This is a genomic window from Serinicoccus profundi (genome assembly GCF_008001015.1).
GTDB lineage: Bacteria > Actinomycetota > Actinomycetes > Actinomycetales > Dermatophilaceae > Ornithinicoccus > Ornithinicoccus profundi.
This window is the reverse complement of record NZ_CP042862.1, coordinates 1,771,466-1,794,606: the sequence shown is the minus strand read 5'-3', so window position 1 is coordinate 1,794,606 and position 23,141 is coordinate 1,771,466. Positions and strand designations below refer to the sequence as shown.

At 71.6% G+C, this 23,141-nt stretch carries 22 protein-coding genes; 17 read left to right on the top strand and 5 right to left on the bottom strand.

All coding sequences use genetic code 11. The features are described from left to right. The first annotated feature begins 20 nt into the window (after positions 1-20). From rapZ to FA582_RS08290, 8 genes are all read left to right on the top strand, one after another. Complete coding sequence (gene rapZ, locus FA582_RS08325) at positions 21-944, top strand: RNase adapter RapZ (RefSeq protein ID WP_010148542.1); 924 nt, start codon at positions 21-23, stop codon at positions 942-944. Further along, positions 941-1,903, top strand: coding sequence for a gluconeogenesis factor YvcK family protein (locus FA582_RS08320; RefSeq protein WP_170264315.1), 963 nt, complete (start codon positions 941-943; stop codon positions 1,901-1,903). The genes rapZ and FA582_RS08320 overlap by 4 nt, the downstream gene beginning before the upstream one ends. Before the next feature lie 92 nt (positions 1,904-1,995). Beyond that, positions 1,996-2,976, top strand: a complete 981-nt coding sequence (gene whiA / locus FA582_RS08315; RefSeq protein WP_010148540.1) for a DNA-binding protein WhiA — start codon at positions 1,996-1,998, stop codon at positions 2,974-2,976. Between the two features lie 128 nt (positions 2,977-3,104). Continuing rightward, a complete protein-coding gene (gap, locus tag FA582_RS08310) occupies positions 3,105-4,109 on the top strand; it encodes a type I glyceraldehyde-3-phosphate dehydrogenase (protein ID WP_010148539.1) in 1,005 nt (334 codons plus the stop codon). After that, complete coding sequence (locus FA582_RS08305) at positions 4,109-5,326, top strand: phosphoglycerate kinase (protein WP_010148538.1); 1,218 nt, start codon at positions 4,109-4,111, stop codon at positions 5,324-5,326. The genes gap and FA582_RS08305 overlap by 1 nt, the downstream gene beginning before the upstream one ends. Further along, on the top strand, positions 5,326-6,138 hold the full coding sequence (gene tpiA / locus FA582_RS08300; RefSeq protein WP_010148536.1) for a triose-phosphate isomerase: 813 nt from the start codon (positions 5,326-5,328) through the stop codon (positions 6,136-6,138). Before FA582_RS08305 ends, tpiA begins: the two co-directional genes overlap by 1 nt. Positions 6,139-6,251: 113 nt before the next feature. Further along, complete coding sequence (gene secG, locus FA582_RS08295) at positions 6,252-6,494, top strand: preprotein translocase subunit SecG (protein WP_010148535.1); 243 nt, start codon at positions 6,252-6,254, stop codon at positions 6,492-6,494. 114 nt (positions 6,495-6,608) lie between these two features. Next, positions 6,609-6,977: an RNA polymerase-binding protein RbpA gene (locus FA582_RS08290; protein ID WP_010148534.1), complete on the top strand. Its 369-nt coding sequence runs from the start codon at positions 6,609-6,611 to the stop codon at positions 6,975-6,977. Positions 6,978-7,024: 47 nt separating this feature from the next. On the opposite strand, the gene FA582_RS08285 is transcribed toward FA582_RS08290, so the two are convergent. Genes FA582_RS08285 through tkt form a run of 5 tightly spaced genes read right to left on the bottom strand, consistent with a single transcriptional unit; the run spans position 7,025 to position 14,709 of the window. Next, complete coding sequence (locus FA582_RS08285; RefSeq protein WP_010148533.1) at positions 7,025-8,143, bottom strand: glucose-6-phosphate dehydrogenase assembly protein OpcA; 1,119 nt, start codon at positions 8,141-8,143, stop codon at positions 7,025-7,027. Further along, a complete protein-coding gene (gene zwf / locus FA582_RS08280) occupies positions 8,140-9,693 on the bottom strand; it encodes a glucose-6-phosphate dehydrogenase (RefSeq protein WP_010148532.1) in 1,554 nt (517 codons plus the stop codon). The genes FA582_RS08285 and zwf overlap by 4 nt, the downstream gene beginning before the upstream one ends. After that, positions 9,690-11,321, bottom strand: a complete 1,632-nt coding sequence (locus tag FA582_RS08275) for a glucose-6-phosphate isomerase (RefSeq protein ID WP_010148531.1) — start codon at positions 11,319-11,321, stop codon at positions 9,690-9,692. Before FA582_RS08275 ends, zwf begins: the two co-directional genes overlap by 4 nt. Then, positions 11,318-12,463, bottom strand: a complete 1,146-nt coding sequence (tal, locus tag FA582_RS08270) for a transaldolase (protein WP_010148530.1) — start codon at positions 12,461-12,463, stop codon at positions 11,318-11,320. Before tal ends, FA582_RS08275 begins: the two co-directional genes overlap by 4 nt. Before the next feature lie 44 nt (positions 12,464-12,507). Continuing rightward, the gene (gene tkt, locus FA582_RS08265; RefSeq protein WP_010148529.1) at positions 12,508-14,709 is read right to left on the bottom strand and encodes a transketolase; all 2,202 of its coding nucleotides are present in this window, start codon (positions 14,707-14,709) and stop codon (positions 12,508-12,510) included. A 218-nt stretch (positions 14,710-14,927) separates the two neighbouring features. Here tkt and FA582_RS08260 point away from each other — a divergent pair, with 218 nt between their 5' ends. The 9 genes from FA582_RS08260 to sufC all read left to right on the top strand — a co-directional run bounded on the left by FA582_RS08260 (position 14,928) and on the right by sufC (position 23,112). Beyond that, on the top strand, positions 14,928-15,896 hold the full coding sequence (locus tag FA582_RS08260; RefSeq protein ID WP_010148528.1) for a heme o synthase: 969 nt from the start codon (positions 14,928-14,930) through the stop codon (positions 15,894-15,896). Further along, positions 15,893-16,915, top strand: coding sequence for a COX15/CtaA family protein (locus tag FA582_RS08255; RefSeq protein WP_010148527.1), 1,023 nt, complete (start codon positions 15,893-15,895; stop codon positions 16,913-16,915). The genes FA582_RS08260 and FA582_RS08255 overlap by 4 nt, the downstream gene beginning before the upstream one ends. Further along, complete coding sequence (locus FA582_RS08250; RefSeq protein ID WP_010148526.1) at positions 16,912-17,649, top strand: ABC transporter ATP-binding protein; 738 nt, start codon at positions 16,912-16,914, stop codon at positions 17,647-17,649. Before FA582_RS08255 ends, FA582_RS08250 begins: the two co-directional genes overlap by 4 nt. Further along, on the top strand, positions 17,646-18,425 hold the full coding sequence (locus FA582_RS08245) for an ABC transporter permease (RefSeq protein WP_029541470.1): 780 nt from the start codon (positions 17,646-17,648) through the stop codon (positions 18,423-18,425). The genes FA582_RS08250 and FA582_RS08245 overlap by 4 nt, the downstream gene beginning before the upstream one ends. Before the next feature lie 76 nt (positions 18,426-18,501). Then, a complete protein-coding gene (locus FA582_RS08240; RefSeq protein ID WP_010148524.1) occupies positions 18,502-19,326 on the top strand; it encodes a helix-turn-helix transcriptional regulator in 825 nt (274 codons plus the stop codon). 1 nt (position 19,327) lies between these two features. Beyond that, complete coding sequence (sufB, locus tag FA582_RS08235; RefSeq protein ID WP_010148523.1) at positions 19,328-20,749, top strand: Fe-S cluster assembly protein SufB; 1,422 nt, start codon at positions 19,328-19,330, stop codon at positions 20,747-20,749. Next, a complete protein-coding gene (sufD, locus tag FA582_RS08230; RefSeq protein ID WP_010148522.1) occupies positions 20,749-21,966 on the top strand; it encodes a Fe-S cluster assembly protein SufD in 1,218 nt (405 codons plus the stop codon). Before sufB ends, sufD begins: the two co-directional genes overlap by 1 nt. Then, positions 21,963-22,301, top strand: a complete 339-nt coding sequence (locus FA582_RS08225) for a non-heme iron oxygenase ferredoxin subunit (RefSeq protein WP_010148521.1) — start codon at positions 21,963-21,965, stop codon at positions 22,299-22,301. The genes sufD and FA582_RS08225 overlap by 4 nt, the downstream gene beginning before the upstream one ends. A gap of 49 nt (positions 22,302-22,350) precedes the next feature. Further along, the gene (sufC, locus tag FA582_RS08220) at positions 22,351-23,112 is read left to right on the top strand and encodes a Fe-S cluster assembly ATPase SufC (protein WP_010148520.1); all 762 of its coding nucleotides are present in this window, start codon (positions 22,351-22,353) and stop codon (positions 23,110-23,112) included. The last annotated feature ends 29 nt before the right edge of the window (positions 23,113-23,141 follow it).

Genomic DNA, 23,141 nt, shown 5'->3' with positions numbered 1-23,141 from the left:
GAGCGACGGGAGGAGAGATCGTGACGTCACGCCGATCCGATCTGGGGGAGCAGGCGCCCACGCGCCCGGAGGCGACCGGGCGGGCCGACGTCGTCATCCTCACCGGGATGTCGGGCGCCGGCCGGACCACGGCCGGCGACGTCCTCGAGGACCGCGGATGGTACGTCGTGGACAACCTGCCTCCCGCGATGATCGTCCAGCTCATGGACACGACCGCCGACGACCCGCAGCGCCAGCGCGTGGCGGTGGTCGTCGACGTCCGCAGCCGCGACTTCACCAGTGAGCTGTCGGGGGCGCTGGCGACGCTCGCCGACCGGGGGTGGCGTCCGCGGGTGGTCTTCGTGGACTCCTCCGACGAGTCGCTCGTCCGACGTTTCGAGGCGGTGCGCCGCCCCCATCCGTTGCAGGGGGAGGGGCTGCTGCTCGACGGCATCCGCCGGGAGCGGCGGATGCTCGGGGACCTGCGCTCGGACGCCGACCTGGTGCTGGACACCTCCAGCTACAACGTCCACGAGCTGTCCGCCAAGATCGATGCGCTGCTCAACGTCGACGCCGACGTGAGGCTGCGCCTGGCCATCATGTCCTTCGGCTTCAAGTACGGCATACCGCTGGATGCGGACGTCGTCCTCGACCTGCGGTTCCTCCCCAACCCTTACTGGATCCCCGAGCTGCGGCCGCACACCGGCAGGGAGGCCCCCGTGCGCGACTTCGTCCTCGGGCACGAGCTCGCTCAGAAGTTCATCGAGCACGCCGAGCAGCTGCTGCGGACCAGCGTGCAGGGCTACCTCGCGGAGGGCCGTCGCTACGTCACGGTCGCCGTGGGGTGCACCGGCGGCAAGCACCGGTCGGTCGCCACGGCGGAGGAGCTCACCCGCCGGCTGTCGGACCTGCAGGAGGAGGGCGTCCAGCTGTCCACCTTCCACCGCGATCTGGGGCGCGAGTGAGCGGCCCGCGCGTGGTGGCGCTGGGCGGGGGGCACGGCCTCTCCGCGAGCCTGCGCGCGCTGCGTCACCTCACCGAGGCCATCACCGCCGTCGTCACGGTGGCCGACGACGGCGGGTCCAGCGGGCGCCTGCGCCAGGAGTACGACATCCTGCCGCCCGGTGACCTGCGGATGGCGTTGGCCGCGCTGTGCGAGGACACCGCCTGGGGGCACCAGTGGTCGGCGGTCCTCCAGCACCGGTTCCGTGGCGAGGGCGAGCTCTCGGGGCATGCCCTGGGCAACCTGCTCATCATGGCGTTGTGGGACCTCCGACCGCACGAGCAGGTCCGCGGCCTCGACCTCGTGGGCCGGCTGCTCAACACCCGCGGGCGGGTGCTGCCGATGGCCCTGGAGCCCCTGGAGATCGAGGCCGAGCTCGAGGCCGAGGGGGCCGACGGGACCTCGGTGCGCAGCACCGTGCGCGGCCAGTCCTCCGTAGCCCGCCACCCGGGCACCGTGCGCTCGGTCCGGCTCATCCCGGAGGCACCGCACGCCTGCCCGGAGGCGGTCGAGTCGATCACGCTCGCCGACCTCGTCGTCCTGGGTCCGGGCTCGTGGTTCACCTCGGTCATGCCCCACCTGCTCGTCCCTGAGCTGCGCCGGGCCCTGTGCGACACCCCCGCCCGCCGCATCCTCACCCTCAACGTCAGCCTCAGCGACGACGAGGCCAGCGGCTACAGCCTCGCGGAGCACGTCGGCGCGATCGCGGCGCACGCGCCGGACCTCACCTTCGACCACGTCATCGCCGACCCCCAGGTGGTGCGCACGGACGCGGAGCGCGCCGCCCTGGAGGCCGCGGTCGACCAGGTCGGCGCGAGCCTCGTGCTCACCACCGTGGGCAAGCCCGGACGCCCCGGTGTGCACGACACGCTGCGGCTCGCGGCGGCCTATCGCGACGTCATGTCGGAGCAGGGTCTGTGAGCGCCGCGCCCCTACCAGAGGGTAGCCTTCCGGGGTCGTCCGGGGACACCGCTCCGGGAACCACGACCGGCCGACCGAGGAGGATGACTGCTGTGGCGATGACCGCGAAGGTCAAGGACGAGCTCAGCCGGCTCCCCGTCACCAAGACCTGCTGCCGCAAGGCCGAGGTGTCGACCATGCTGCGCTTCGCCGGGGGACTGCACATCGTCGGGGGACGCATCGTCATCGAGGCCGAGCTCGACACCGCCCAGAGCGCCCGACGTCTGCGCACCTTCATGGCCGAGGTCTACGGCTCCAGCAGCGAGCTGGTCGTCATGAGCCCGGGCGGGCTGCGCAAGCAGACGCGGTATGTCGTCCGCGCCACCTCCGACGGGGAGTCCCTCGCCCGCCAGACCGGGCTCATCGACCACCGCGGGCGCCCTGTCCGTGGCCTTCCGCCGCGCGTCGTCGGAGCCTCGGTGTGCGACGCCGAGGCGGCGTGGCGTGGCGCCTTCATCGCCCATGGCTCGATCACCGAGCCCGGCCGTTCCTCGGCGCTGGAGGTGACGTGCCCGGGGCCCGAGGCAGCCCTGGCCCTGGTCGGCGCGGCCCGCCGCCTGGGGGTCCAGGCCAAGGCCCGCGAGGTGCGAGGGGTCGACCGGGTGGTGATCCGCGACGGCGACGCCATCGGGGCGATGCTCACCCGGCTGGGGGCGCACGACGCGGTCCTCGCGTGGGAGGAGCGGCGGATGCGCCGCGAGGTCCGCGCCACCGCCAACCGGCTGGCCAACTTCGACGACGCCAACCTCCGGCGCTCGGCCCGCGCCGCGGTGGCCGCCGGTGCCCGCGTGGAGCGTGCCATGGAGATCCTGGGGCCAGAGGTGCCCGAGCACCTGCGGGTGGCAGGGGAGCTCCGGCTCGAGCACAAGCAGGCCAGCCTCGAGGAGCTCGGCCAGCTGGCGGACCCGCCCATGACCAAGGACGCCGTCGCGGGGCGGATCCGACGACTGCTGGCCATGGCCGACAAGCGGGCCGAGGAGCTCGGCATCGACGGCACCGAGGCCAACCTCACGGCAGACATGCTGGAGGACTGACGCAGGGTCAGGCCGATGTGGTGCCGGGCACCCCGGGCCGATAGGTTGGGGTCAGGACGACGGCGTCTGACCGACAGGCAGCGGGAGCCATCCTGCCGCCGACCAACCATCGAAGAAGGGTGTCCTCCATGACCGTTCGCGTAGGGATCAACGGCTTCGGTCGCATCGGCCGCAACTTCACGCGGGCCGTGCTCGCCTCCGGGGCCGACATCGAGATCGTGGCGGTGAACGACCTCACCGACAACGCGACCCTGGCCCACCTGCTGAAGTACGACTCCATCCTGGGTCGCCTGGACGGCGAGGTGACGAGCACCGAGGACGAGATCAGTGTGGACGGCAAGGCCTTCAAGGCCTTCGCCGAGAAGGACCCGTCCGCCCTGCCCTGGGGCGACCTGGGCGCTGACATCGTCGTCGAGTCCACCGGCATCTTCACCGATGCCACCAAGGCCAAGGCGCACCTCGACGCCGGCGCCAAGAAGGTCATCATCTCCGCGCCCGCCAAGAACGAGGACATCACCATCGTCATGGGCGTCAACGAGAAGGACTACGACCCGCAGGCGCACACGATCATCTCCAACGCCTCGTGCACGACGAACTGCCTCGCGCCGATGGCCAAGGTCCTCAACGACGAGTTCGGGATCGTCAAGGGACTCATGACCACGATCCACGCCTACACCGCGGACCAGAACCTCCAGGACGGCCCGCACAGCGACCTGCGCCGTGCCCGCGCCGCCGCGCTCAACATCGTGCCCACCAAGACCGGCGCGGCCCAGGCCGTCGCCCTGGTGCTGCCCGAGCTCAAGGGCAAGTTCGACGGCTACGCCCTGCGCGTGCCGACCCCCACCGGCTCGGCCACCGACCTGACCTTCCAGGCGGGTCGTGAGGTCACCGTCGAGGAGGTCAACGCCGCGGTGAAGAAGGCTGCCGAGGGTGAGCTCAAGGGCATCCTGGTCTACACCGAGGACCCGATCGTCTCCAAGGACATCGAGACCGACCCGGCCTCCTGCATCTTCGACTCCGGCCTCACCAAGGTCATCGGGGACCAGGTCAAGGTCGTGGGCTGGTACGACAACGAGTGGGGCTACTCTAACCGGCTGGTGGACCTCGTGGCGCTGGTGGGCAGCAAGCTCTGATGCGGACCCTCGAGCAGCTGAGCGAAGAGCTCGGCGGGCTGTCCGGCCGGACGGTGCTGGTCCGCAGCGACCTCAACGTCCCCCTGGATGGCTCCACGATCACCGACGACGGCCGCGTGCGGGCCTCCGTGCCGACCATCACCGAGCTCTCCCAGGCCGGTGCGCGCGTCGTGGTGTGCGCCCACCTCGGTCGTCCCAAGGGTGCCCCGGAGGCGAAGTACTCCCTCGCCCCGGTGGCGGCCCGGCTGGACGAGCTCCTCGGTGAGGACGTCACGGTGAGCTTCGTCGAGGAGACCGTCGGGGAGCGGGCCAGCGCCGCGGTGGCGGCGATGGCCGACGGGGACGTCGTCGTGCTGGAGAACCTCCGGTTCAACCCCGGCGAGACGGCGAAGTCCGAGGCGGAGCGCGCCGAGTTCGCGACGGCCCTGGCCGGGCTCGCCGACGGCTTCGTCTCCGACGGCTTCGGCGTCGTGCACCGCGCCCAGGCCTCGGTGTACGACGTGGCGACCCTCCTGCCGCACGCGGCCGGTGGACTGGTGCGCTCCGAGGTCGAGGTCATGCGCCAGCTGCGCGAGGACCCGGCCCGCCCCTACGCCGTGATCCTCGGTGGCGCGAAGGTCAGCGACAAGCTGGGGGTCATCGAGTCCCTCATCGCGGTGGCCGACCGGTTGCTCATCGGCGGTGGCATGGTCTTCACCTTCCTCAAGGCCCAGGGCCACGAGGTCGGCACGAGCCTGCTCGAGGAGGACCAGGTCGACACCGTCCGCGGTTACCTCGAGACGGCTACCGAGCGGGGCGTGGAGATCGTCCTGCCCACCGACATCGTCGTCGCCGACGCGTTCTCCGCGGACGCGGCGCACGAGGTCGTCCCGGCCGACGAGATCCCCGCCGACCGGATGGGCCTGGACATCGGTCCCGACTCCGAGGCGCTCTTCGCCGAGAAGCTGGCCGATGCTCGCACCATCTTCTGGAACGGCCCGATGGGTGCCTTCGAAATGGAGCCGTTCGCCTCCGGGACGCGCGCCGTGGCGGCGACCCTGGTCGAGCGGACGGCGGCGGGTGCCATGACCGTGGTCGGCGGGGGCGACTCGGCCGCCGCGGTCCGTGAGTTCGGGCACGCTGATGACGACTTCGGGCACATCTCCACCGGTGGTGGGGCGAGCCTGGAGTACCTCGAGGGCAAGGAGCTCCCGGGCCTGCAGGTGTTGGAGGACTGATGGCTACGCAGCAGACGTCGACCCGTACCCCGCTCATGGCGGGCAACTGGAAGATGAACCTCGACCACCTGCAGGCGACGCACCTCGTCCAGAAGCTGGACTGGACCCTGCGGGACGGCAAGCACGACTACGCCGACGTCGAGGTGGTCGTCCTGCCACCCTTCACCGACCTCCGCTCGGTCCAGACGCTGGTGCAGGGTGACAAGCTCTCCCTGCGCTACGGCGGACAGGACCTCAGCCCGCACGACGACGGGGCCTTCACCGGTGACATCTCGGGCGCCTTCCTGGCCAAGCTCGGGTGCACCTACGTCGCCGTCGGCCACAGCGAGCGACGGGACGGCCACCAGGAGTCCGACGAGCTCGTCGCTGCCAAGGTCCGGGCCGCCCTGCGGCACGACCTGGCGCCCATCCTGTGCGTCGGGGAGCCCCTGGAGGTCCGACAGGCCGGCACCCACGTCGAGCACGTCGTCGCCCAGCTGCGCGCCGCGCTGGAGGGCCTGGACGCCGACCAGGTGTCCCGGGTCGTCGTGGCCTACGAGCCGGTCTGGGCGATCGGCACCGGCGAGGTGGCGACTCCGGACGACGCGCAGGAGGTCTGCGCCGCAGTCCGTTCGGCCGTCGGGGACCTCGTCGGTGGTGACGTCGCCGAGGGTCTGCGGGTGCTGTACGGCGGCTCGGTGAAGCCGGGCAATGTCGCCGAGCTCATGCAGCGACCCGACGTCGATGGCGCCCTCGTGGGCGGAGCCTCGCTGTCGGTGGAGGACTTCGCCTCCATCTGCCGCTTCCGCTCGCACGCCGGCGCCGCCGGCTGAGGCGCGGCGGTTCGTCGGCCCGACAGCTCGTCGGTTAGGCTGTCTGGTGCTCCGCGGATCGTCGTGTCCCGGAGCACCTGACCGCTGCCCGTTCGACGACAAGGTGTGCCCACGTGGAGTACGTCCGCTGGTTCCTGGACGCCCTGCTGGTGATCACCAGCCTCTTCCTGGTGCTGCTGATCCTCATGCACAAGGGGCGCGGCGGGGGCATGTCCGACATGTTCGGCGGCGGGATGAGCAGCAGCCTGGGGGGCAGCTCCGTCGCGGAGCGCAACCTCAACCGCATCACCGTGGCGATGGCCCTGGTGTGGGTCGCGGTCATCGTGGGCCTCGGCGTCCTCGTCCGCTTCAGCTGACCGGTCTGGTCCTCGCCGGACGACTCCCCGCACCGCCTCACCCCTGCGGGGGAGCCCGTCGGGCCGGGTGGGCGTAGGCTGACCTTGTCGTAGCGTCCGGCGAAACGAGGCACCATGGTCAACACGAATGCCATCCGCGGATCCCGCGTCGGGTCCGGCCCCATGGGGGAGACCGAGCGCGGCGACGCCGCCCCCCGGATCCGGGTGAGCTACTGGTGCGCCCACGACCACGAGACACGGCCCAGCTTCGCCGACGACGGCGAGGTCGAGATCCCCGAGGTCTGGGACTGCCCGCGCTGCGGGCTCCCGGCCGGACAGGACCGTGCCACGCCCCCTGAAGCGCCCCGCACCGAGCCTTACAAGACCCACCTCGCCTACGTCAAGGAGCGCCGTAGCGACTCCGACGGTGCGGCGCTCCTCGACGAGGCGCTCCAGCGGATGCGCCAGCGCGGCGTCGGAGGAGGGTCGTCCAGCTCGTCGTAGCCGCCCTGGCGGACACGACCGAGGACGACGGCGAGCCGGCGTCGTCCTCAGTCGTCGTCAGAGGTCTGTGCGAGCCCTTCCTGCACCGCCTCGTCGACCGCCCCCGACGCCGGGGAGTCCGACGGCTCGTCGGCCCGTTCGAGGGCACGACTTCCGACCGACGCCCGACCGGAGGCCTCGATGTCCGCCGGGCCGGAGGGGCTCATCCCGGCGCGCGCGGCCGCGGAGCGGGTGCCTCCCCGGCGCAGCGCGGGCAGCCCGGTGCACAGGGCGCGAGAGTAGACCTCGTCGGCGTCCAGCCGGCGCAGCTCCGCGGTGAGCGCCTCGGACGCCGTGGGGGAGTGCAGCGCGACCAGGCGCGGCTGGCTCGCCGGCACCGACAGCGTGGCGGTGTCTCCCTCGTCGTCGGTCCGGACCAGGTCGATGGGCCCGGAGGCCCGGCTGAGGCGGACGCTCTGGAGACCGGACCCGGCAGGGGTGCGGACCACCTCGACGGGGCACCGCAGCGCCGCCGCCAGCCAGCCCGCGAGCAGGTCGGCGCTGGGGGAGTCGGCCTCGGCGGCCACGGTGGCGCTCTCGACCGGCTCGAAGGGCTCGCTCTCCAGGGCGGCGGCCAGCAGGGCCCGCCACCGCGTGACGCGGGTCCAGGTGAGGTCGGTGTCCCCGGGCCGGTAGTGCTTGGCCCGGCGCCGCAGCTGGGTCGCGGCGGCGACGTCGGGCGAGTTCGCGGCGTCAGTGATCCGGCGGTGGGCCATCTGACCCAACGGGGAGCCGGCCACGTCGGTCTCGACCCGCCCCGGCCACCAGGCGACGACGGGGGAGTCCGGGAGCAGCAGCGGTGTCACCACCGAGCTGCCGTGCCGGGTGAGCTCTCCGTAGAGGCGCAGCACCACGATCTCCGAGGCACCCGCGTCACCTCCCACACGGATCTGTGCGTCGAGGCGTCCGCGTCCGCGGGCGTTGGCGGAGACGACCACGAGGATGCGGGCCGGGTGCTGGCGGGTGGCCCGGGTCGCGACCTCCACCGCCTGGTCCGCATCGTCCTCGTCGACGACCACGAGGAGGGTGAGGACACGGCCCATGGCCATCGCCCCCACGTCGTTGCGCAGTCGCACGAGGTTCTTGGCGACGTCTGCCGCGCTGCAGCTGGGAAGATCCACGATCATGGCAGCCTCCACTCCCGTCCGTCGCGTCGCATGAGGTCGTCGGCGGCCTCCGGTCCCCAGGTGCCCGCGGCGTAGTCCTGGGGTGCGGTGTCTTGCCGGTGCCAGTGCTCGATGACCGGGTCGAGGATCCGCCAGGACTGCTCGACCTCCTCGTGCCGGGGGAAGAGCGGGGGCTCGCCGAGCAGGACGTCCAGGATGAGGCGCTCGTAGGCCTCGGGGCTGGACTCGGTGAAGGAGGAGCCGTAGCCGAAGTCCATCGACACGTCGCGCACCTCCATCTGGCTCCCAGGCACCTTGGACCCGAAGCGCATCGTCATGCCCTCATCCGGCTGGACCCGGATGACGATGGCGTTGGAGCCCAGCTCCTCGGTCGCGGTGGAGCTGAAGGGCAGGTGAGGTGCGCGACGGAAGACGACCGCGATCTCGGTGACCCGCTTGCCCAGACGCTTGCCGGTGCGCAGGTAGAACGGCACCCCGGCCCAGCGTCGGGTGCGGACGTCCACCTTGAGCGCGGCATACGTCTCCGTGTGGTTGCCCTCCTGGACGCCGTCCTCGTCGAGGTAGCCCCGCACCTTCTCGGTGCCCTGCCACCCGGCGGCGTAGCGGCCCCGGGCGGTCGCGGCGTCGAGGTCCTCGGGGAGGCTCACCGCGGCGAGGACCTTCTCCTTCTCGGCCCGGACGGCGTCGGCGGTGAAGGCGACCGGCTCCTCCATCGCCGTCAGGGCGAGGAGCTGCAGGAGGTGGTTCTGGATGACGTCGCGGGCCGCGCCGACCTCGTCGTAGTAGCCCGCCCGGCCACCGATGCCGATGTCCTCGGCCATGGTGATCTGCACGTGGTCGACGTAGTTGGCGTTCCAGACCGGCTCGAAGAGCTGGTTGGCGAAGCGCAGCGCCAGGATGTTCTGGACCGTCTCCTTGCCCAGATAATGGTCGATCCGGAAGACCGAATCCGGCGGGAAGACGCCCTCGACGATCGCGTTGAGCTCCTGGGCGCTCTCGAGGTCGTGCCCGAAGGGCTTCTCGATGACCACCCGTCGCCAGGTGCCGGGGCTGGGGTCGGACAGCCCGGACTCCTGCAGCTGGGTGCAGACTGCCGCGAACCAGTCCGGGGGGATGGAGAGGTAGAACGCGTGGTTGCCGCCGGTGCCGCGTTCCTCGTCGAGCTCGCGCACCGTCCTGGCGAGGAGCTCGAAGGCGTCCGCGTCGTCGAAGGCACCCGGCACGAAACGGAAGCCCTCGGCCAGGGACCGCCAGACCTCCTCGCGGAACTCGGTGCGGGCATACCGGCGCACGGAGTCGTGGACGACCTTGGCGAAGTCCTGGTCGGCCCAGTCCCGACGGGCGAAACCGACGAGGGAGAAGCCCGGCGGGAGCAGCCCACGGTTGGCCAGGTCGTAGATCGCCGGCATGAGCTTCTTGCGCGCGAGGTCACCGGTGACACCGAACATCACCATGCTGCACGGCCCGGCGATGCGGGGGAGCCGCTTGTCGTCCGGGTCGCGCAGCGGGTTGTCGTCGGCGGTGACGGGCGCGGGGGAGGAGCCGCTCACCGGGCGAGCACGGAACGCAGCTGGGCCAGCCCCTGCTCCTGGTCGGTCAGGTGCAACCGCAGGATGGGACGACCGTGGTCGGCCAGCACCGCGGCGTCACCAGCGGCCTGCGCCGCGAGGAACTCGCCGAAGGTGAAGTCCTTGCCCGGCACCGAGAGGTCCTGGGCGGGAGCACCGGTGACCTGGAGGTAGACACCCTGGGCCGGGCCGCCCTTGTGGTACTGCCCGGTCGAGTGCAGGAACCGCGGGCCCCAGCCGAAGGTGACCGGTCGTCCGGTGCGCTGCACCAGGTCGGCCTGCACGTCGGCGAGACCGGCGTGCTCCACCCGGTCGAGGTAGACCATGACGGCGAGGTATCCCGTGCGGGGATCGAGCTGCTCCAGCAGCGCGGTGACCGCACCGTCGAGGGTGTCGACGTCCTGCGCCGGCCAGTCTCCACCACCGGTGCGGATCTCGACCGCGCCGTCGGTGACGGCCGCCGCATCGGCCGAGCCGGCTCCGTCCTCCATGATCTCGCGGGCAGCCTGCTTGGCGCTCTCGACATCGGGCTGGTCGAAGGGGTTGATCCCGAGGAGGCGACCGGCAACCGCCGTGGCGACCTCCCAGAGGAGCAGCTGCGCACCGAGCGACCCCGCGACCTCCACGACGGACTCCGCGCCCTCGACCGGGGTGGGCTCCTCCTGGTCCTCAGGCGCCAGCACCACGACGGTGCAGTCGTCGGTGGTGGTCAGCCCGGCGGTGGGGGAGGCCCCCGCCGGGGTGACGACCGGAAGGACCCCGGTGCCCTGCTTGCCCGTGGACTCGGCGATGAGCTGCTCGGCCCAGTCGGCCAGACCGGCGATCCCGGACCCGGCATCGGTGAAGAGCAGCTTGTCGCGCAGCGGCTGGGTGCCGGCGAGGGCGGCGCCCAGGCGCAGACCCGGGTTGGCCTCGTCGTCCTCCGCGAGGAGGTCGGCGACCTCCTCGGCGTCGTCGAGGAGCGCACCGAGGTCGACCCCGGCCAGCCCGGAGGGCACCAGCCCGAAGGCGGTCAGCGCGGAGTAGCGACCGCCGACGTCGGGGTCGGCGTTGACGACGCGGTAGCCGTCTGCGCGCGACTGCTCGTCGAGCGGGCTGCCCGGGTCGGTGACGACGACGACCCGCTCGGTCGGGTCGATACCCGCCTCGGTGAAGGCGTGGACGAACGCGCGACGCTGACTGTCGGTCTCCAGCGTGGAACCGGACTTGGAGGACACGACGACCGCCGTGCGCTCCAGCCCGTCCTCGAGCGCGGTCCTGACCATGTCGGGGTCGGAGCTGTCCAGCACCACGAGGTCCACGCCGGCGGTGCCGGTGATGACCTCAGGGGCCAGGGACGATCCGCCCATCCCGCAGAGCACGATGCGGCTGACGCCGCGCTCGCGCAGCTCCTCGCGCAGCGCCTCGATCTCGCCGACCAGGGGTCGTGAGCTGCGGTGCAGGCCGACCCAGGAGAGCCGCTTGGCAGCCTCGGACTCGGCGTCCTCGCCCCACAGGGTGGCGTCCCGATCGAACAACCGGGAGGCCACGCGGTCGCCCACGAGGGTCGGGAGATGGCGCTCGACGGCGGCGGCCACCGCGCCCAGTGCCTGGACGGTGAGGGTGCTCATCGGGAGTTCTCCTGACCGTCCTGGGACGTCGCCGCCTTGTCCAGCTCGTCCTGCACGGTGCCGAGCAGCTCGCTCCAGGAGGCCTCGAACTTGTCCACGCCCTCGGTCTCGAGCTGGTCGACGACCTCGGCGTAGGAGACGCCCACCCGCTCCAGGTCGTCCAGCACCTGCTGGGCCTGGGCGTAGGACCCGGTGACGGTGTCGCCCTCGAGCTCGGCGTGGTCGACCGTGGCCTCGAGCGTCTTGGCCGGCATCGTGTTGACCGTCTGCGGCGCGACGAGCCCGGTGACGTACATCGTGTCGGAGTAGTCGGGGTTCTTGACCCCGGTCGAGGCCCACAGCGGGCGCTGCAGCGTGGCCCCGTCGTCGGCGAGGTTCTGCCAGCGCGGTGTGCCGAAGACCTCCTCGAAGGCCTGGTAGGCGAGCCGTGCGTTGGCCAGCCCGGCCTGCCCGCGCAGGGCGAGGGCCTCCTCGGTGCCGATCTTCTCCAGCCGCGCGTCGATCTCGGCATCCACGCGGGAGACGAAGAAGCTCGCCACCGAGCGGATCGTCGAGAGGTCCACCCCGTGCTCACGGGCCTGCTCCAGGCCGGTGAGGTAGGCATTCATGACCCCGCGATAGCGGTCAAGCGAGAAGATGAGCGTGACGTTGACGCTGATCCCCTTGGCCAGGGTCTGCGAGATGGCTGGCAGTCCCTCGACGGTGGCGGGGATCTTGACCAGGAGGTTGGGCCGGTCGATCTCCGACCACAGGCGCTCGGCGATCTGCACGGTGCGCTCGGTGTCCTTGGCGGCCCCCGGGTCGACCTCGATCGAGACGCGACCGTCCTGACCGCCGGTCCGCTCGTAGACGGGCATGAGCACGTCGCAGGCGTTGCGGACGTCCTCGGTCGTGAGGGCGAACACGGCCTCGTCCACGTCGGCCCCAGCAGCCGCGAGGTCGCGGACCTGGTCGGTGTAGGCCTCTCCCTCGGCCAGCGCCGCGGCGAAGATGGTGGGGTTGGTGGTGACGCCCAGGACGCCTCGGTCGACGTAGGCCTGGAGCTCGCCGGAGGTGATCATCGGGCGGTTCAGGTCGTCGAGCCAGACGGAGACCCCGGCGTCGTCGAGGTCGTGCAGGGTGGTGCGGGCGTGGTCAGTCATCGCTCTCCTCGGGTGAGTGAGTAGGAAGGGGTCGCACAGCTGGGTCAGGCGCCCACGGTCTCGGAGCCGCCGTCGTCGGGGACCTCGGCGCCGCCCGGGACCGGGACACCGGAGGCGTCCTCGATCGAGTCGTGCGCGGCGGCGGCGACGGCCTCCGCGGTGATGCCGAACTCGGTGTAGAGGCGCTCGTAGTCGGCCGAGGCGCCGTAGTGGTCCAGGCTCACGATCCGACCCGCGTCGCCCACGATCTCGCGCCAGCCCTGGGCCACCGCGGCCTCGACGCTGACCCGGGCGCGCACGGACGGGGGCAGCACCTCCTCGCGGTAGGCGCGGTCCTGTGCGCTGAACCACTCGCGGCAGGGCATGGACACGACCCTCGCGTGCACCCCCTGGGCCTCGAGCTGCTCGCGCGCCTGCACCGCCAGCTGCACCTCGGAGCCGGTGCCGACGAGGATGACGTCGGGGGTTCCGCCCACGGCGTCGACCAGGACGTAGCCACCCCGGGCCGCACCCTCGGCCGGGTTCATGTCGCTCCGGGAGAAGGTCGGGACGTTCTGACGGGTGAGGATGAGCGCCGTCGGGTTGTCGGTGATCCCGAGGATGGCCCGCCAGGCCACGGAGGTCTCGTTGGCGTCGGCCGGTCGGACGACGTCGAGACCCGGGATGGTCCGCAGCGCGGCGAGGTGCTCGATCGGCTGGTGGGTCGGGCCGTCCTCGCCCAGCCCGATGCTGTCGTGCGTCCACACGTAGATCGGGTTGACCTGCTGGATCGCGGCCAGCCGGATCGAGGGGCGCATGTAGTCGGAGAAGGTGAGGAAGGTCCCGCCGTAGGGACGGGTGAGCCCCTCGAGGCAGATGCCGTTGAGCATCATGCCCATCGCGTGCTCGCGGATGCCGAAGTGCAGCGTGCGGCCGTACTCGTCGCCGGGGAACATCTCGGTCGACTTCGAGGACGGGACGAAGCTCGGCTGGCCCTTCATCGTCGTGTTGTTGGAGCCTGCCAGGTCGGCCGAGCCACCCCACAGCTCCGGCATGACGTCGGCCAGCGCGGTGAGCACCTCGCCGGACGCCTTGCGGGTGGCCATGCCCTTGGCATCGGCCGGGAAGGTGGGCAGCGCGGCGTCGAGGCCGGCCGGGAGCTCGTGGGCCCGCAGCCGGTCGAGCAGCGCGGCGCGCTCCGGCTGGGCCTCGCGCCAGGCCTGGTAGGTCTTCTCCCAGGCCGCGTGGGCCGCCTGACCGCGGTCGACGACACCGCGGGCGTGAGCGAGGACCTCCTCGTCGACTTCGAAGGTCTTGCGGGCGTCGAAACCGAGGAGCTTCTTGGTCGCCGAGATCTCCTCGGCGCCGAGCGCGGAGCCGTGGGCGGCGCCGGTGTCCTGGGCGTCCGGCGCGGGCCAGGCGATGATGGTCCGCAGCAGCACCAGCGTCGGGCGGTCGGTGCGCGCCTTGGCGGACTGGAGCGCGGCATACAGCGCGTCGATGTTCTCGGTGTAGGGCGCCTTGGCTCGCCAGTCGACCACCTCCGTCGCCCAGCCGTAGGCCTGGTAGCGCAGGGCGACGTCCTCGCTGAAGGAGATGTCGGTGTCGTCCTCGATGGAGATGAAGTTCTGGTCGTAGATGACCGTGAGGTTGGACAGCTCCTGGTGCCCGGCGAGCGAGCTGGCCTCGGAGGAGACCCCCTCCATGATGTCGCCGTCGGAGGCGATGACCCAGATCTGGTGGTCGAAGGGCGACTCACCGGGAGCGGCCTCGGGGTCGAACATGCCGCGCTGACGGCGCTGCGCCATGGCCATGCCGACCGCGGAGGCGAGCCCCGAGCCCAGGGGACCGGTGGTGATCTCCACCCCGTCCGTGTGGTGGACCTCCGGGTGGCCGGGGGTCTTGGAGCCCCAGGTGCGCAGGGCCTGGAGGTCCTCCAGCTCCAGGCCGTAGCCGGAGAGGTAGAGCTGGACGTACTGCGTCAGGCTCGAGTGGCCCGCGGAGAGCACGAACCGGTCGCGACCCAGCCAGTGCGGGTCGCTCGGGTCGTGCGTCATGACGTTCTGGAAGAGCAGGTAGGCCAGCGGGGCCAGGCTCATCGCGGTGCCCGGGTGGCCGCTGCCGCACTTCTCGACGGCGTCGGCCGCGAGGAGCCGGGCCGTGTCGACGGCACGGACATCGGCGTCGGTCCACCCGACCTGCGAGGAGACCGGCCGGGTCAGCGCGCTGTCGCGACCGGCGGTGTAGTTCTCGGTGGAGGTGGTCACTGGTTCATCTCCTGACGGTGCATGGGCACGTAACCCGGGACGACGTGAGGTGCCCCGGCATACCCCCGACCTTAGTCCCTCCGAGCCGGTGCGCGACCGGGGCGGGTCCGCACCCTGCCCCGGCGCCGGACGCTCGTCCGGGCGGCTACGATGGGAGGTGCGACGGCGGTGCTCGGCACCCCTCGCGCGACCTGCACCGCGACCCTCCGAAGGATGCCGTGACCACGCTCGACCCACGCCCTGCCCACCCCGGACGGGGACGGCCCGGGGCCTCGGGCCACGGCGGTCGGGGCTGGCGGCAGGTGCTCCGCGACTACGTCTCGCTCACCAAGCCCCGCATCATCGAGCTGCTGCTGGTGACGACCTTCCCCGTGATGTTCCTCGCCGAGCGGGGCGTCCCTCCCGTCTGGTTGATCGTCGCCACGCTGGTCGGTGGGACCCTCGCCGCCGCCTCGGCCAACGTCCTCAACTGCTACCTCGACCGCGACATCGACGCGCAGATGCACCGCACCTCCACCCGCCCGCTGGTCACCGGCGCCATCGCCCCCCGGGACGCCCTCGTCTTCGGTGGCGTCCTCGGGGTCGGTGCGGTCCTGTGGCTCGGCCTGGTCGTCAACTGGCTCTCGGCGTGGCTGGCGCTCGGGGCGATCGCGCTCTACGTCGTCTTCTACACGATCGTGCTCAAGCGCCGCACCAGCCAGAACATCGTCTGGGGCGGGGTGGCCGGGTGCATGCCGGTCCTCATCGGCTGGTCGGCCGTGACCGACGGCCTGTCGTGGTCGGCGCTCATCCTCTTCCTCGTCGTCTTCTTCTGGACGCCACCGCACTACTGGCCGCTGTCGATGAGGTTCAAGGAGGACTACGCCAACGCCGGGGTCCCCATGCTCCCGGTCGTCGCCGAGGACGTCGCCGTCGGTCGCCAGGTCGTCGCGTACGCCTGGGTCACCGTGCTCGTCTCGCTCGTGCTCGTGCCGGTCGCGCCCATGGGATGGATCTACACCGTGGTGGCCGTCGTGGCCGGCGCGGTGTTCGTCGCCGAGTCGCACCGGCTGCTCTCCCGCGCGCGGGCCGGCGTCACCGGGCCCGCCCTCGGGGCGATGCGGCTGTTCCACTTCTCCATCAGCTACCTCACCCTGCTCTTCCTCGGGGTGGCGGTCGACCCGCTGCTCTTCCTGCCGCTGCGATGACGACCTCCACGACCTCCGCGCGCGCGTCCGCCTCGCCCGGGGCATACCTCCTGGAGCGGTTGCTGCCCCGCTCGCCCGGCCGGTGGCTGCGGGTCACGGCCTGGGCCTCGCTGCTCGCCAACGCGCTGCTCGTCCTCACCGGCGGGCTGGTGCGTCTCACCGGGAGCGGGCTGGGGTGCCCGACCTGGCCCCGGTGCACCGACGCCTCGTGGACCAACACCCCGGAGATGGGGGTCCACGGCGTCATCGAGTTCGGCAACCGGCTGCTCACCTTCCTGCTGGCCGCGATCGCCGTCCTCACCTTCCTCGCCGTGCTGCGGCTGCGCCGTGAGCACCGTGACCTCTTCGTCATCGCGCTGCTCATGGGACTCGGCATCCCGCTGCAGGCGGTGCTCGGGGGGATCACCGTCATCACCGGCCTCAACCCCTGGGTGGTCGGCATCCACTTCGTGGTCTCCGCCGTCCTCATCGCCCTGGGCGGCGTCCTCGTCAACCGCGCGCGCCGCGCGAGCCTGCCGCAGGTCGCGCACGCCCACCGCGGCGGCCAGGTGAGGTCGGACCGCCGGGCCCTGCGCACCCTGGGCCTGGTCATCGCGGTCAGCGTCGCCTTGGCCGTCTACCTCGGCACCCTCGTCACCGGCACCGGTCCGCACTCCGGCGACTCCGGTGAGGTCGCCCGCCACACCTTCGACGCCTACCTCGTCACCAGGGCGCACGCCGTTCCGGTCTACGTGCTGGTGGCCGCGACCTTCGCGGCGCTCGTGGCGGCGATCGTCCGGGCGTGGCCCACCCCCGTGCGGCGCGGGCTGCTCGTGCTCGCGGTGGTGGTGCTCGCGCAGGGTGCGGTCGGCTACTACCAGTTCTTCTCCGGTCTGCCGATCGGTGCCGTCACGCTCCACCTCGTCGGGGCCGCGACGCTCGTCGCGGTGAGCGCCATGACCGTCGAGACGATGTATGCCGTGAGCGCCGCGGTCCGCCCGACGACGGTCCCGTCGTCGCCGCGGGTGGCGAGCCGGTGACGCAGGCCGGCGCCCACCCCTGGGCCGTCGAGCTGCGCGAGGTCTCCCGTCGCTTCGGCCGCACCGAGGCCCTGCGCGGTCTCACGCTGCGTGCCGCGCCGGCCGAGGTCACCTGCGTCCTCGGGCCCAACGGCGCGGGGAAGACGACCGCGGTCGAGATCGCCGTCGGGCTGCAGCGACCGGACGGGGGAGAGGTCCGGGTGCTCGGCCAGGACCCTCTCGCCGCTCCTGCGGCCCACCGTGACCGCGTCGGCGTCATGCTCCAGGACGGCGGGCTGCCGCAGGCGGTCACGGCCCGGGCCCTGCTGCGCCATCTCGCTCAGCTCTACGCCGCACCCGTCGACGTGGCGGGGCTCTCGGCGCGGCTCGGGATCACCGACTTCGACCGGACGACGGTCCGGCGGCTCTCCGGTGGGCAGAGGCAACGCGTAGCCCTCGCCGCGGCTCTCGTGGGGGACCCGGATGTCGCCTTCCTCGACGAGCCGACCGCGGGCCTCGACCCGCACGCCCGCCGGGAGGTGCACGCCCTCGTGCGTGAGGTCGCCACGGCCGGGACCGCCATGGTTGTGACGACGCATTCTTTCGAGGAGGCGCAGCGCCTGGCCGACCGGGTCGTGGTCGTGGTGGGGGGCCGCGTGGGTGCGGCGGGCACCGTCGAGCAGGTCTGCGCGGAGGTGGGGGAGCCGGGGCTCGAGGAGGCCTACTTCGCCCTCACCGACCGGGTGCTGCGATGAGTGCCGCACCGGCTGTCCCGCGCGCTGACACCGTCCCAGCAGCCCGTCGCGTGCTCGCCCAGGCTCGCTTCGAGGCCCTGGGGCTGCTCCGGCACGGGGAGCAGCTGCTCGTCTCGGTGGTGCTGCCCGTGCTCGCCCTCGTCGGCCTGAGCCTCGTGACCTTCCCCGAGCTCGCCGTCGGCCGTTGGGCCGGCGCGGCCCGGATCGACGCCCTCACCCCCGGGGTCTTGGCCCTCACCGTCCTGTCGACCGCCTTCACCGGGCAGGCCATCCTGCTCGGGTTCGAGCGGCGCTGGGGGGTCCTGCGGCTCCTCGGCACCACGCCCCTGGGCCGGGGCGGCCTGCTGCTGGCCAAGACCACCGCCGTGCTCGGCGCCCTGGCCCTCCAGCTGCTCCTCGTCGCGGTGGTGGCCCTGCTGCTCGGATGGCGCCCCGACCCCCTCGGGATCCTTCCTGCGGCGGTGGCCGTGGTCCTCGGGACCCTCGCGCTCGTCGCGCTCGCGGTCTGCGTCGGCGGGGCGCTGCGTGCAGAGGCGGTCCTGGCGCTGGCCAACCTCGTGTGGGTCCTGCTCGCCGGCGTGGGCGGCACCCTCGTGCCGGCGAGCACCCTGCCCGGCGGTGCGCTCCTCTCGCTGCTGCCCACCGCGGCCCTGGGGGACGCACTGCGGGACGCCTTCATCCTGGGGGGCTGGAACCTTCCTGCCCTGGTCGTGCTGCTGGTGTGGGGGGTCCTCGGGGGGCTGCTCGCGCGGGTGCTCCTGCGCTGGTCGGACTAGGCGCGGGTCCCGACCGGGGTGAGGGTGCCCTACCTTGGCGTGGGCCCTCGCAATACGTCACACTGGCATGGTGAATATGGCACAGGTGCCCGCAGCCATGGCGGAGGTGCACGACGAGTCCCGGACCCGGGACCGGGTGCGCCGCGCCGTCGGCGAGCAGGCGCCGGTGACCGCCAGCGTCCTGGCCAAGGACCTCGGCCTCACCCCTGCTGCCGTCCGGCGCCATCTCGACGCGCTGGACGAGGCCGGGCTCATCGCCGAGCACGACGGGCCGCTGCCGGGGCGTCGTGGTCGCGGCCGACCCGCCCGGGCCTACGTCCTCACCGCCCTGGGCCAGGAGCAGTTCCGCACCAGCTACGATGGCGTCGCCAACGCCGCCCTGCACTACCTCGCCGACCGCGTGGGGGTCCCGGCCGTCGAGTCCTTCGCCGAGGCCCAGATCGCCCAGCTCGAGCAGCGCCTGCGTGCCTCGGTCGATCGCACCCTGGCCGAGGCCGGTACCGACGACCTGCAGACCCGCACCACCGCGCTGGCGTTGGCGCTGTCGCAGGAGGGGTATGCCGCATCGGCGCGCCCCGTGGGGGAGGGCACCGGGCTCGCCGGCATCCAGCTGTGCCAGGGGCACTGCCCGGTGCGCGAGGTGGCCACCGAGTTCCCGCAGTTCTGCGAGGCCGAGACCAAGGCGATTGCCCGCATCCTCCACGTCCACGTCCAGCGGCTGGCGACGCTCGCGGGCGGGGAGCACGTCTGCACGACGTTCGTGCCGACCGGGGCCCTCGGAACTGCACCCCCGAGCCCGGAAGAAAGAGCGAGCGCCCCGCCGTTCGTCATACCGAGGACCCCTGCACCACCACAGACCCCACCGAACCACCCCGAGCACCGCACCGACGAGAGGACGTGAGATGAGCACCAACATCGAGGAGCTCAACCCAGGCCTGAAGGATCTGGGCAAGTACGAGTACGGCTGGGCCGACCGGGACGAGGCCGGAGCATCGGCCCGTCGTGGGCTGTCCGAGGACGTCGTGCGCGACATCTCGGGCCGGAAGGACGAGCCGGAGTGGATGCTGGAGCAGCGGCTCAAGGCGCTGCGCCTGTTCGGCAAGAAGCCGATGCCCCACTGGGGCGCCGACCTCTCCGACATCGACTTCGACAACATCAAGTACTTCGTGAAGTCCACCGAGAAGCAGGCCACCAGCTGGGAGGACCTGCCCGAGGACATCAAGAACACCTACGACCGGCTCGGCATCCCCGAGGCGGAGAAGCAGCGCCTCGTCGCCGGTGTCGCCGCGCAGTACGAGTCCGAGGTCGTCTACCACCAGATCCGTGAGGACCTGGAGGAGAAGGGTGTCCTCTTCCTGGACACCGACACCGCCCTGCGCGAGCACGGCGACCTCTTCCGGGAGTACTTCGGCTCGGTCATCCCCTCGGGCGACAACAAGTTCTCCGCGCTCAACACGGCCGTCTGGTCGGGCGGGTCGTTCATCTACGTCCCCAAGGGTGTCCACGTCGACATCCCGCTGCAGGCCTACTTCCGGATCAACACCGAGAACATGGGTCAGTTCGAGCGGACGCTCATCATCGCCGACGAGGGCTCCTCGGTGCACTACGTCGAGGGCTGCACGGCGCCGATCTACAAGACCGACAGCCTGCACAGCGCCGTCGTCGAGATCGTCGTGAAGAAGAACGCCAAGGTCCGCTACACCACGATCCAGAACTGGTCCAACAACGTCTACAACCTCGTCACCAAGCGGGCGACCTGCGACGAGGGCGCGACGATGGAGTGGATCGACGGCAACATCGGCTCCAAGGTGACGATGAAGTACCCGGCCGTCTTCCTCCTCGGCGAGTACTCCAAGGGCGAGACGCTGTCCGTCGCCTTCGCCGGTGAGGGCCAGCACCAGGACGCCGGTTCCAAGATGGTGCACGCCGCACCGCACACCTCCTCGACCATCGTCAGCAAGTCGGTGGCGCGTGGCGGTGGCCGGTCCTCCTACCGTGGCCTGGTCCAGATCAACGAGGGCGCCCACCACAGCCGCTCCTCCGTGGTCTGCGACGCGCTGCTGGTCGACCAGATCTCCCGGTCCGACACCTACCCCTACGTCGACGTCCGCGAGGACGACGTGCAGATGGGTCACGAGGCGACCGTCTCCAAGGTGTCCGAGGACCAGATGTTCTACCTCATGTCCCGAGGCATGTCCGAGACCGAGGCCATGGCGATGATCGTGCGCGGCTTCGTGGAGCCGATCGCCCGCGAGCTGCCCATGGAGTACGCCCTCGAGCTCAACCGCCTCATCGAGCTGCAGATGGAAGGAGCCGTCGGCTGATGTCGCTTCTGATCGACGACAGCACCACCCACACCGACCCGCAGGCCCAGATCGGCGGGGACCACCGGATCCCCGACCAGTCGCGGGCCGCGCGCACCCGGTCCTTCGACGTCGACGCCTTCGGCGTCCCCACCGGACGCGAGGAGGAGTGGCGCTTCACCCCGGTCGACCGCCTCGGCAACGTCTTCACCGACGCCGCGACGGACGAGCAGGGCGAGCAGCCAGCCGCGTCCTACGACGTCCAGGCGCCGGGCGACTACCTCGTCGGCACCCTGGCGCCGGGCCAGGCACCCCGCGGCACGGTCCTCGTCCCCGAGGACCGCGGCGCGGCCGTGGCGAGCAGCAACACCGCGGACGCGGCATACCTGCGGATCCCGGCTCAGGAGCAGGTGAGCGAGCCGATCCGGGTCAACGTCCACGGCAACGGCGCGGGTCGCCGGTCCAACGCCCACTACGTGGTGGAGTCGGGTGCCCACAGCAAGGCGCTGGTCATCCTCGACCACACCGGTGCCGCCGACCACACGGGCAACCTCGAGGTCACCGTCGGCGACGGCGCCCACCTCACCGTGGTGTCGCTGCAGCGCTGGGACGACGAGGCGCTGCACCTGGCCCAGCACGAGGCGCTCGTGGGCCGCGACGCGACCTACAAGCACATCGCGGTCTCGATCGGCGGAGGCATCGTCCGGATGAACTCCAACGTCCGGTATGCCGGCCCCGGCGGCGACGCGACCCTGCTCGGCGTCTACTTCGCCGACGCCGGTCAGCACCTGGAGCACCGCTCCTTCGTCGACCACAACGCCCCCCGGTGCACCTCGCTGGTGACCTACAAGGGCGCGCTGCAGGGCGACACCGCCCGGACGGTGTGGGTGGGCGACGTGCTCATCCGGGCCGAGGCCGAGGGCATCGACACCTACGAGCTCAACCGCAACCTCGTGCTCACCGACGGCGCCCGCGCCGACTCGGTCCCCAACCTGGAGATCGAGACCGGCGACATCGCCGGCGCCGGCCACGCGAGCTCGACCGGTCGCTTCGACGACGAGCAGCTGTTCTACCTCATGTCGCGCGGGATCACCGAGGACGAGGCGCGCCGCCTCGTCGTCCGGGGCTTCTTCGCCGACATCATCGCCAAGATCGGCGTGCCCGAGGTCGTCGAGACGCTCATGACCGCCATCGACGAAGAGCTCTCCCTCACCATGGGGAGCACCCCGGCCGCATGAGCACCGCCGTCCGCGTCTGCTCGGTCGAGGAGCTGCCCTCCGAGGTGGGGGCCGTCGTCGCCGAGATCGAGGGTCGCCGGGTCGCGATCGCCCGGGACTCCCAGGGCGCGCTCCACGCCTTCGACGACACCTGCAGCCACGCCAACGTCAGCCTCGCCGAGGGCGAGGTCGAGGGCCGGCTCATCGAGTGCTGGCTGCACGGCTCGCAGTTCGACATGAGCACCGGGCAGCCCGTCCAGCTCCCGGCGACCGTGCCGATCGCCGTCCACGAGGTCACCGTCGACGACCAAGGCAGCGTGCTCGTCACCCTCAGCACCACCGCGGGGCGCAGCTGAGCGACCCGGCCGCACCGCATACCCCAGACACACCGCGACAAGGAGAAGCATGACCACCCTGGAGATCAAGAACCTGCAGGTCAGCGTCGAGACCGAGGACTCCGCCAAGGAGATCCTCAAGGGCGTCGACCTCACCATCAACTCGGGCGAGACCCACGCCATCATGGGGCCGAACGGCTCCGGGAAGTCGACCCTGGCCTACGCCATCGCCGGCCACCCGAAGTACACCGTCACCGGCGGCGAGGTGCTGCTGGACGGCGAGGACGTCCTGGCGATGGGCGTCGACGAGCGTGCGCAGGCGGGGCTCTTCCTCGCGATGCAGTACCCCGTCGAGGTCCCCGGCGTGACCGTGTCCAACTTCCTGCGGACCGCCAAGACCTCCATCGACGGCGAGGCCCCCAAGCTGCGTCACTGGGTCAAGGACGTCAAGGTCGCCATGGAGGCGCTGCGGATGGACTCCTCCTTCGCCGAGCGCAACGTCAACGAGGGCTTCTCCGGTGGTGAGAAGAAGCGCCACGAGATCCTGCAGCTGGAGCTCATCGAGCCCAAGATCGCCATCCTCGACGAGACCGACTCCGGCCTCGACGTCGACGCGCTCAAGGTGGTCTCCGAGGGCGTCAACCGGGTCAAGGACAAGACCGGCCTGGGCGTCATGCTCATCACGCACTACACGCGCATCCTGCGCTACATCCAGCCCGACTACGTGCACGTGTTCGTCAACGGCCGCGTCGCCGAGTCCGGTGGCCGCGACCTGGCCGACCGGCTCGAGGAGGAGGGCTACGACCGCTTCCTCACCGCCGCCGGGGCCTGAGGGCCAGGACGAGCACACGGAGGAGACGA

Excerpts from the sequence above, each read along its gene's own strand:
- gap (WP_010148539.1), top strand. The coding sequence starts at position 3,105 with ATGACCGTTCGCGTAGGGATCAACGGCTTCGGTCGCATCGGCCGCAAC.
- FA582_RS08305 (WP_010148538.1), top strand. The coding sequence starts at position 4,109 with ATGCGGACCCTCGAGCAGCTGAGCGAAGAGCTCGGCGGGCTGTCCGGC.
- tpiA (WP_010148536.1), top strand. The coding sequence starts at position 5,326 with ATGGCTACGCAGCAGACGTCGACCCGTACCCCGCTCATGGCGGGCAAC.
- FA582_RS08290 (WP_010148534.1), top strand. The coding sequence starts at position 6,609 with ATGGTCAACACGAATGCCATCCGCGGATCCCGCGTCGGGTCCGGCCCC.
- FA582_RS08285 (WP_010148533.1), bottom strand. The coding sequence starts at position 8,143 with ATGATCGTGGATCTTCCCAGCTGCAGCGCGGCAGACGTCGCCAAGAAC.
- FA582_RS08275 (WP_010148531.1), bottom strand. The coding sequence starts at position 11,321 with ATGAGCACCCTCACCGTCCAGGCACTGGGCGCGGTGGCCGCCGCCGTC.
- tal (WP_010148530.1), bottom strand. The coding sequence starts at position 12,463 with ATGACTGACCACGCCCGCACCACCCTGCACGACCTCGACGACGCCGGG.
- FA582_RS08255 (WP_010148527.1), top strand. The coding sequence starts at position 15,893 with ATGACGACCTCCACGACCTCCGCGCGCGCGTCCGCCTCGCCCGGGGCA.
- FA582_RS08245 (WP_029541470.1), top strand. The coding sequence starts at position 17,646 with ATGAGTGCCGCACCGGCTGTCCCGCGCGCTGACACCGTCCCAGCAGCC.
- FA582_RS08240 (WP_010148524.1), top strand. The coding sequence starts at position 18,502 with ATGGCACAGGTGCCCGCAGCCATGGCGGAGGTGCACGACGAGTCCCGG.
- sufB (WP_010148523.1), top strand. The coding sequence starts at position 19,328 with ATGAGCACCAACATCGAGGAGCTCAACCCAGGCCTGAAGGATCTGGGC.
- sufD (WP_010148522.1), top strand. The coding sequence starts at position 20,749 with ATGTCGCTTCTGATCGACGACAGCACCACCCACACCGACCCGCAGGCC.
- FA582_RS08225 (WP_010148521.1), top strand. The coding sequence starts at position 21,963 with ATGAGCACCGCCGTCCGCGTCTGCTCGGTCGAGGAGCTGCCCTCCGAG.
- sufC (WP_010148520.1), top strand. The coding sequence starts at position 22,351 with ATGACCACCCTGGAGATCAAGAACCTGCAGGTCAGCGTCGAGACCGAG.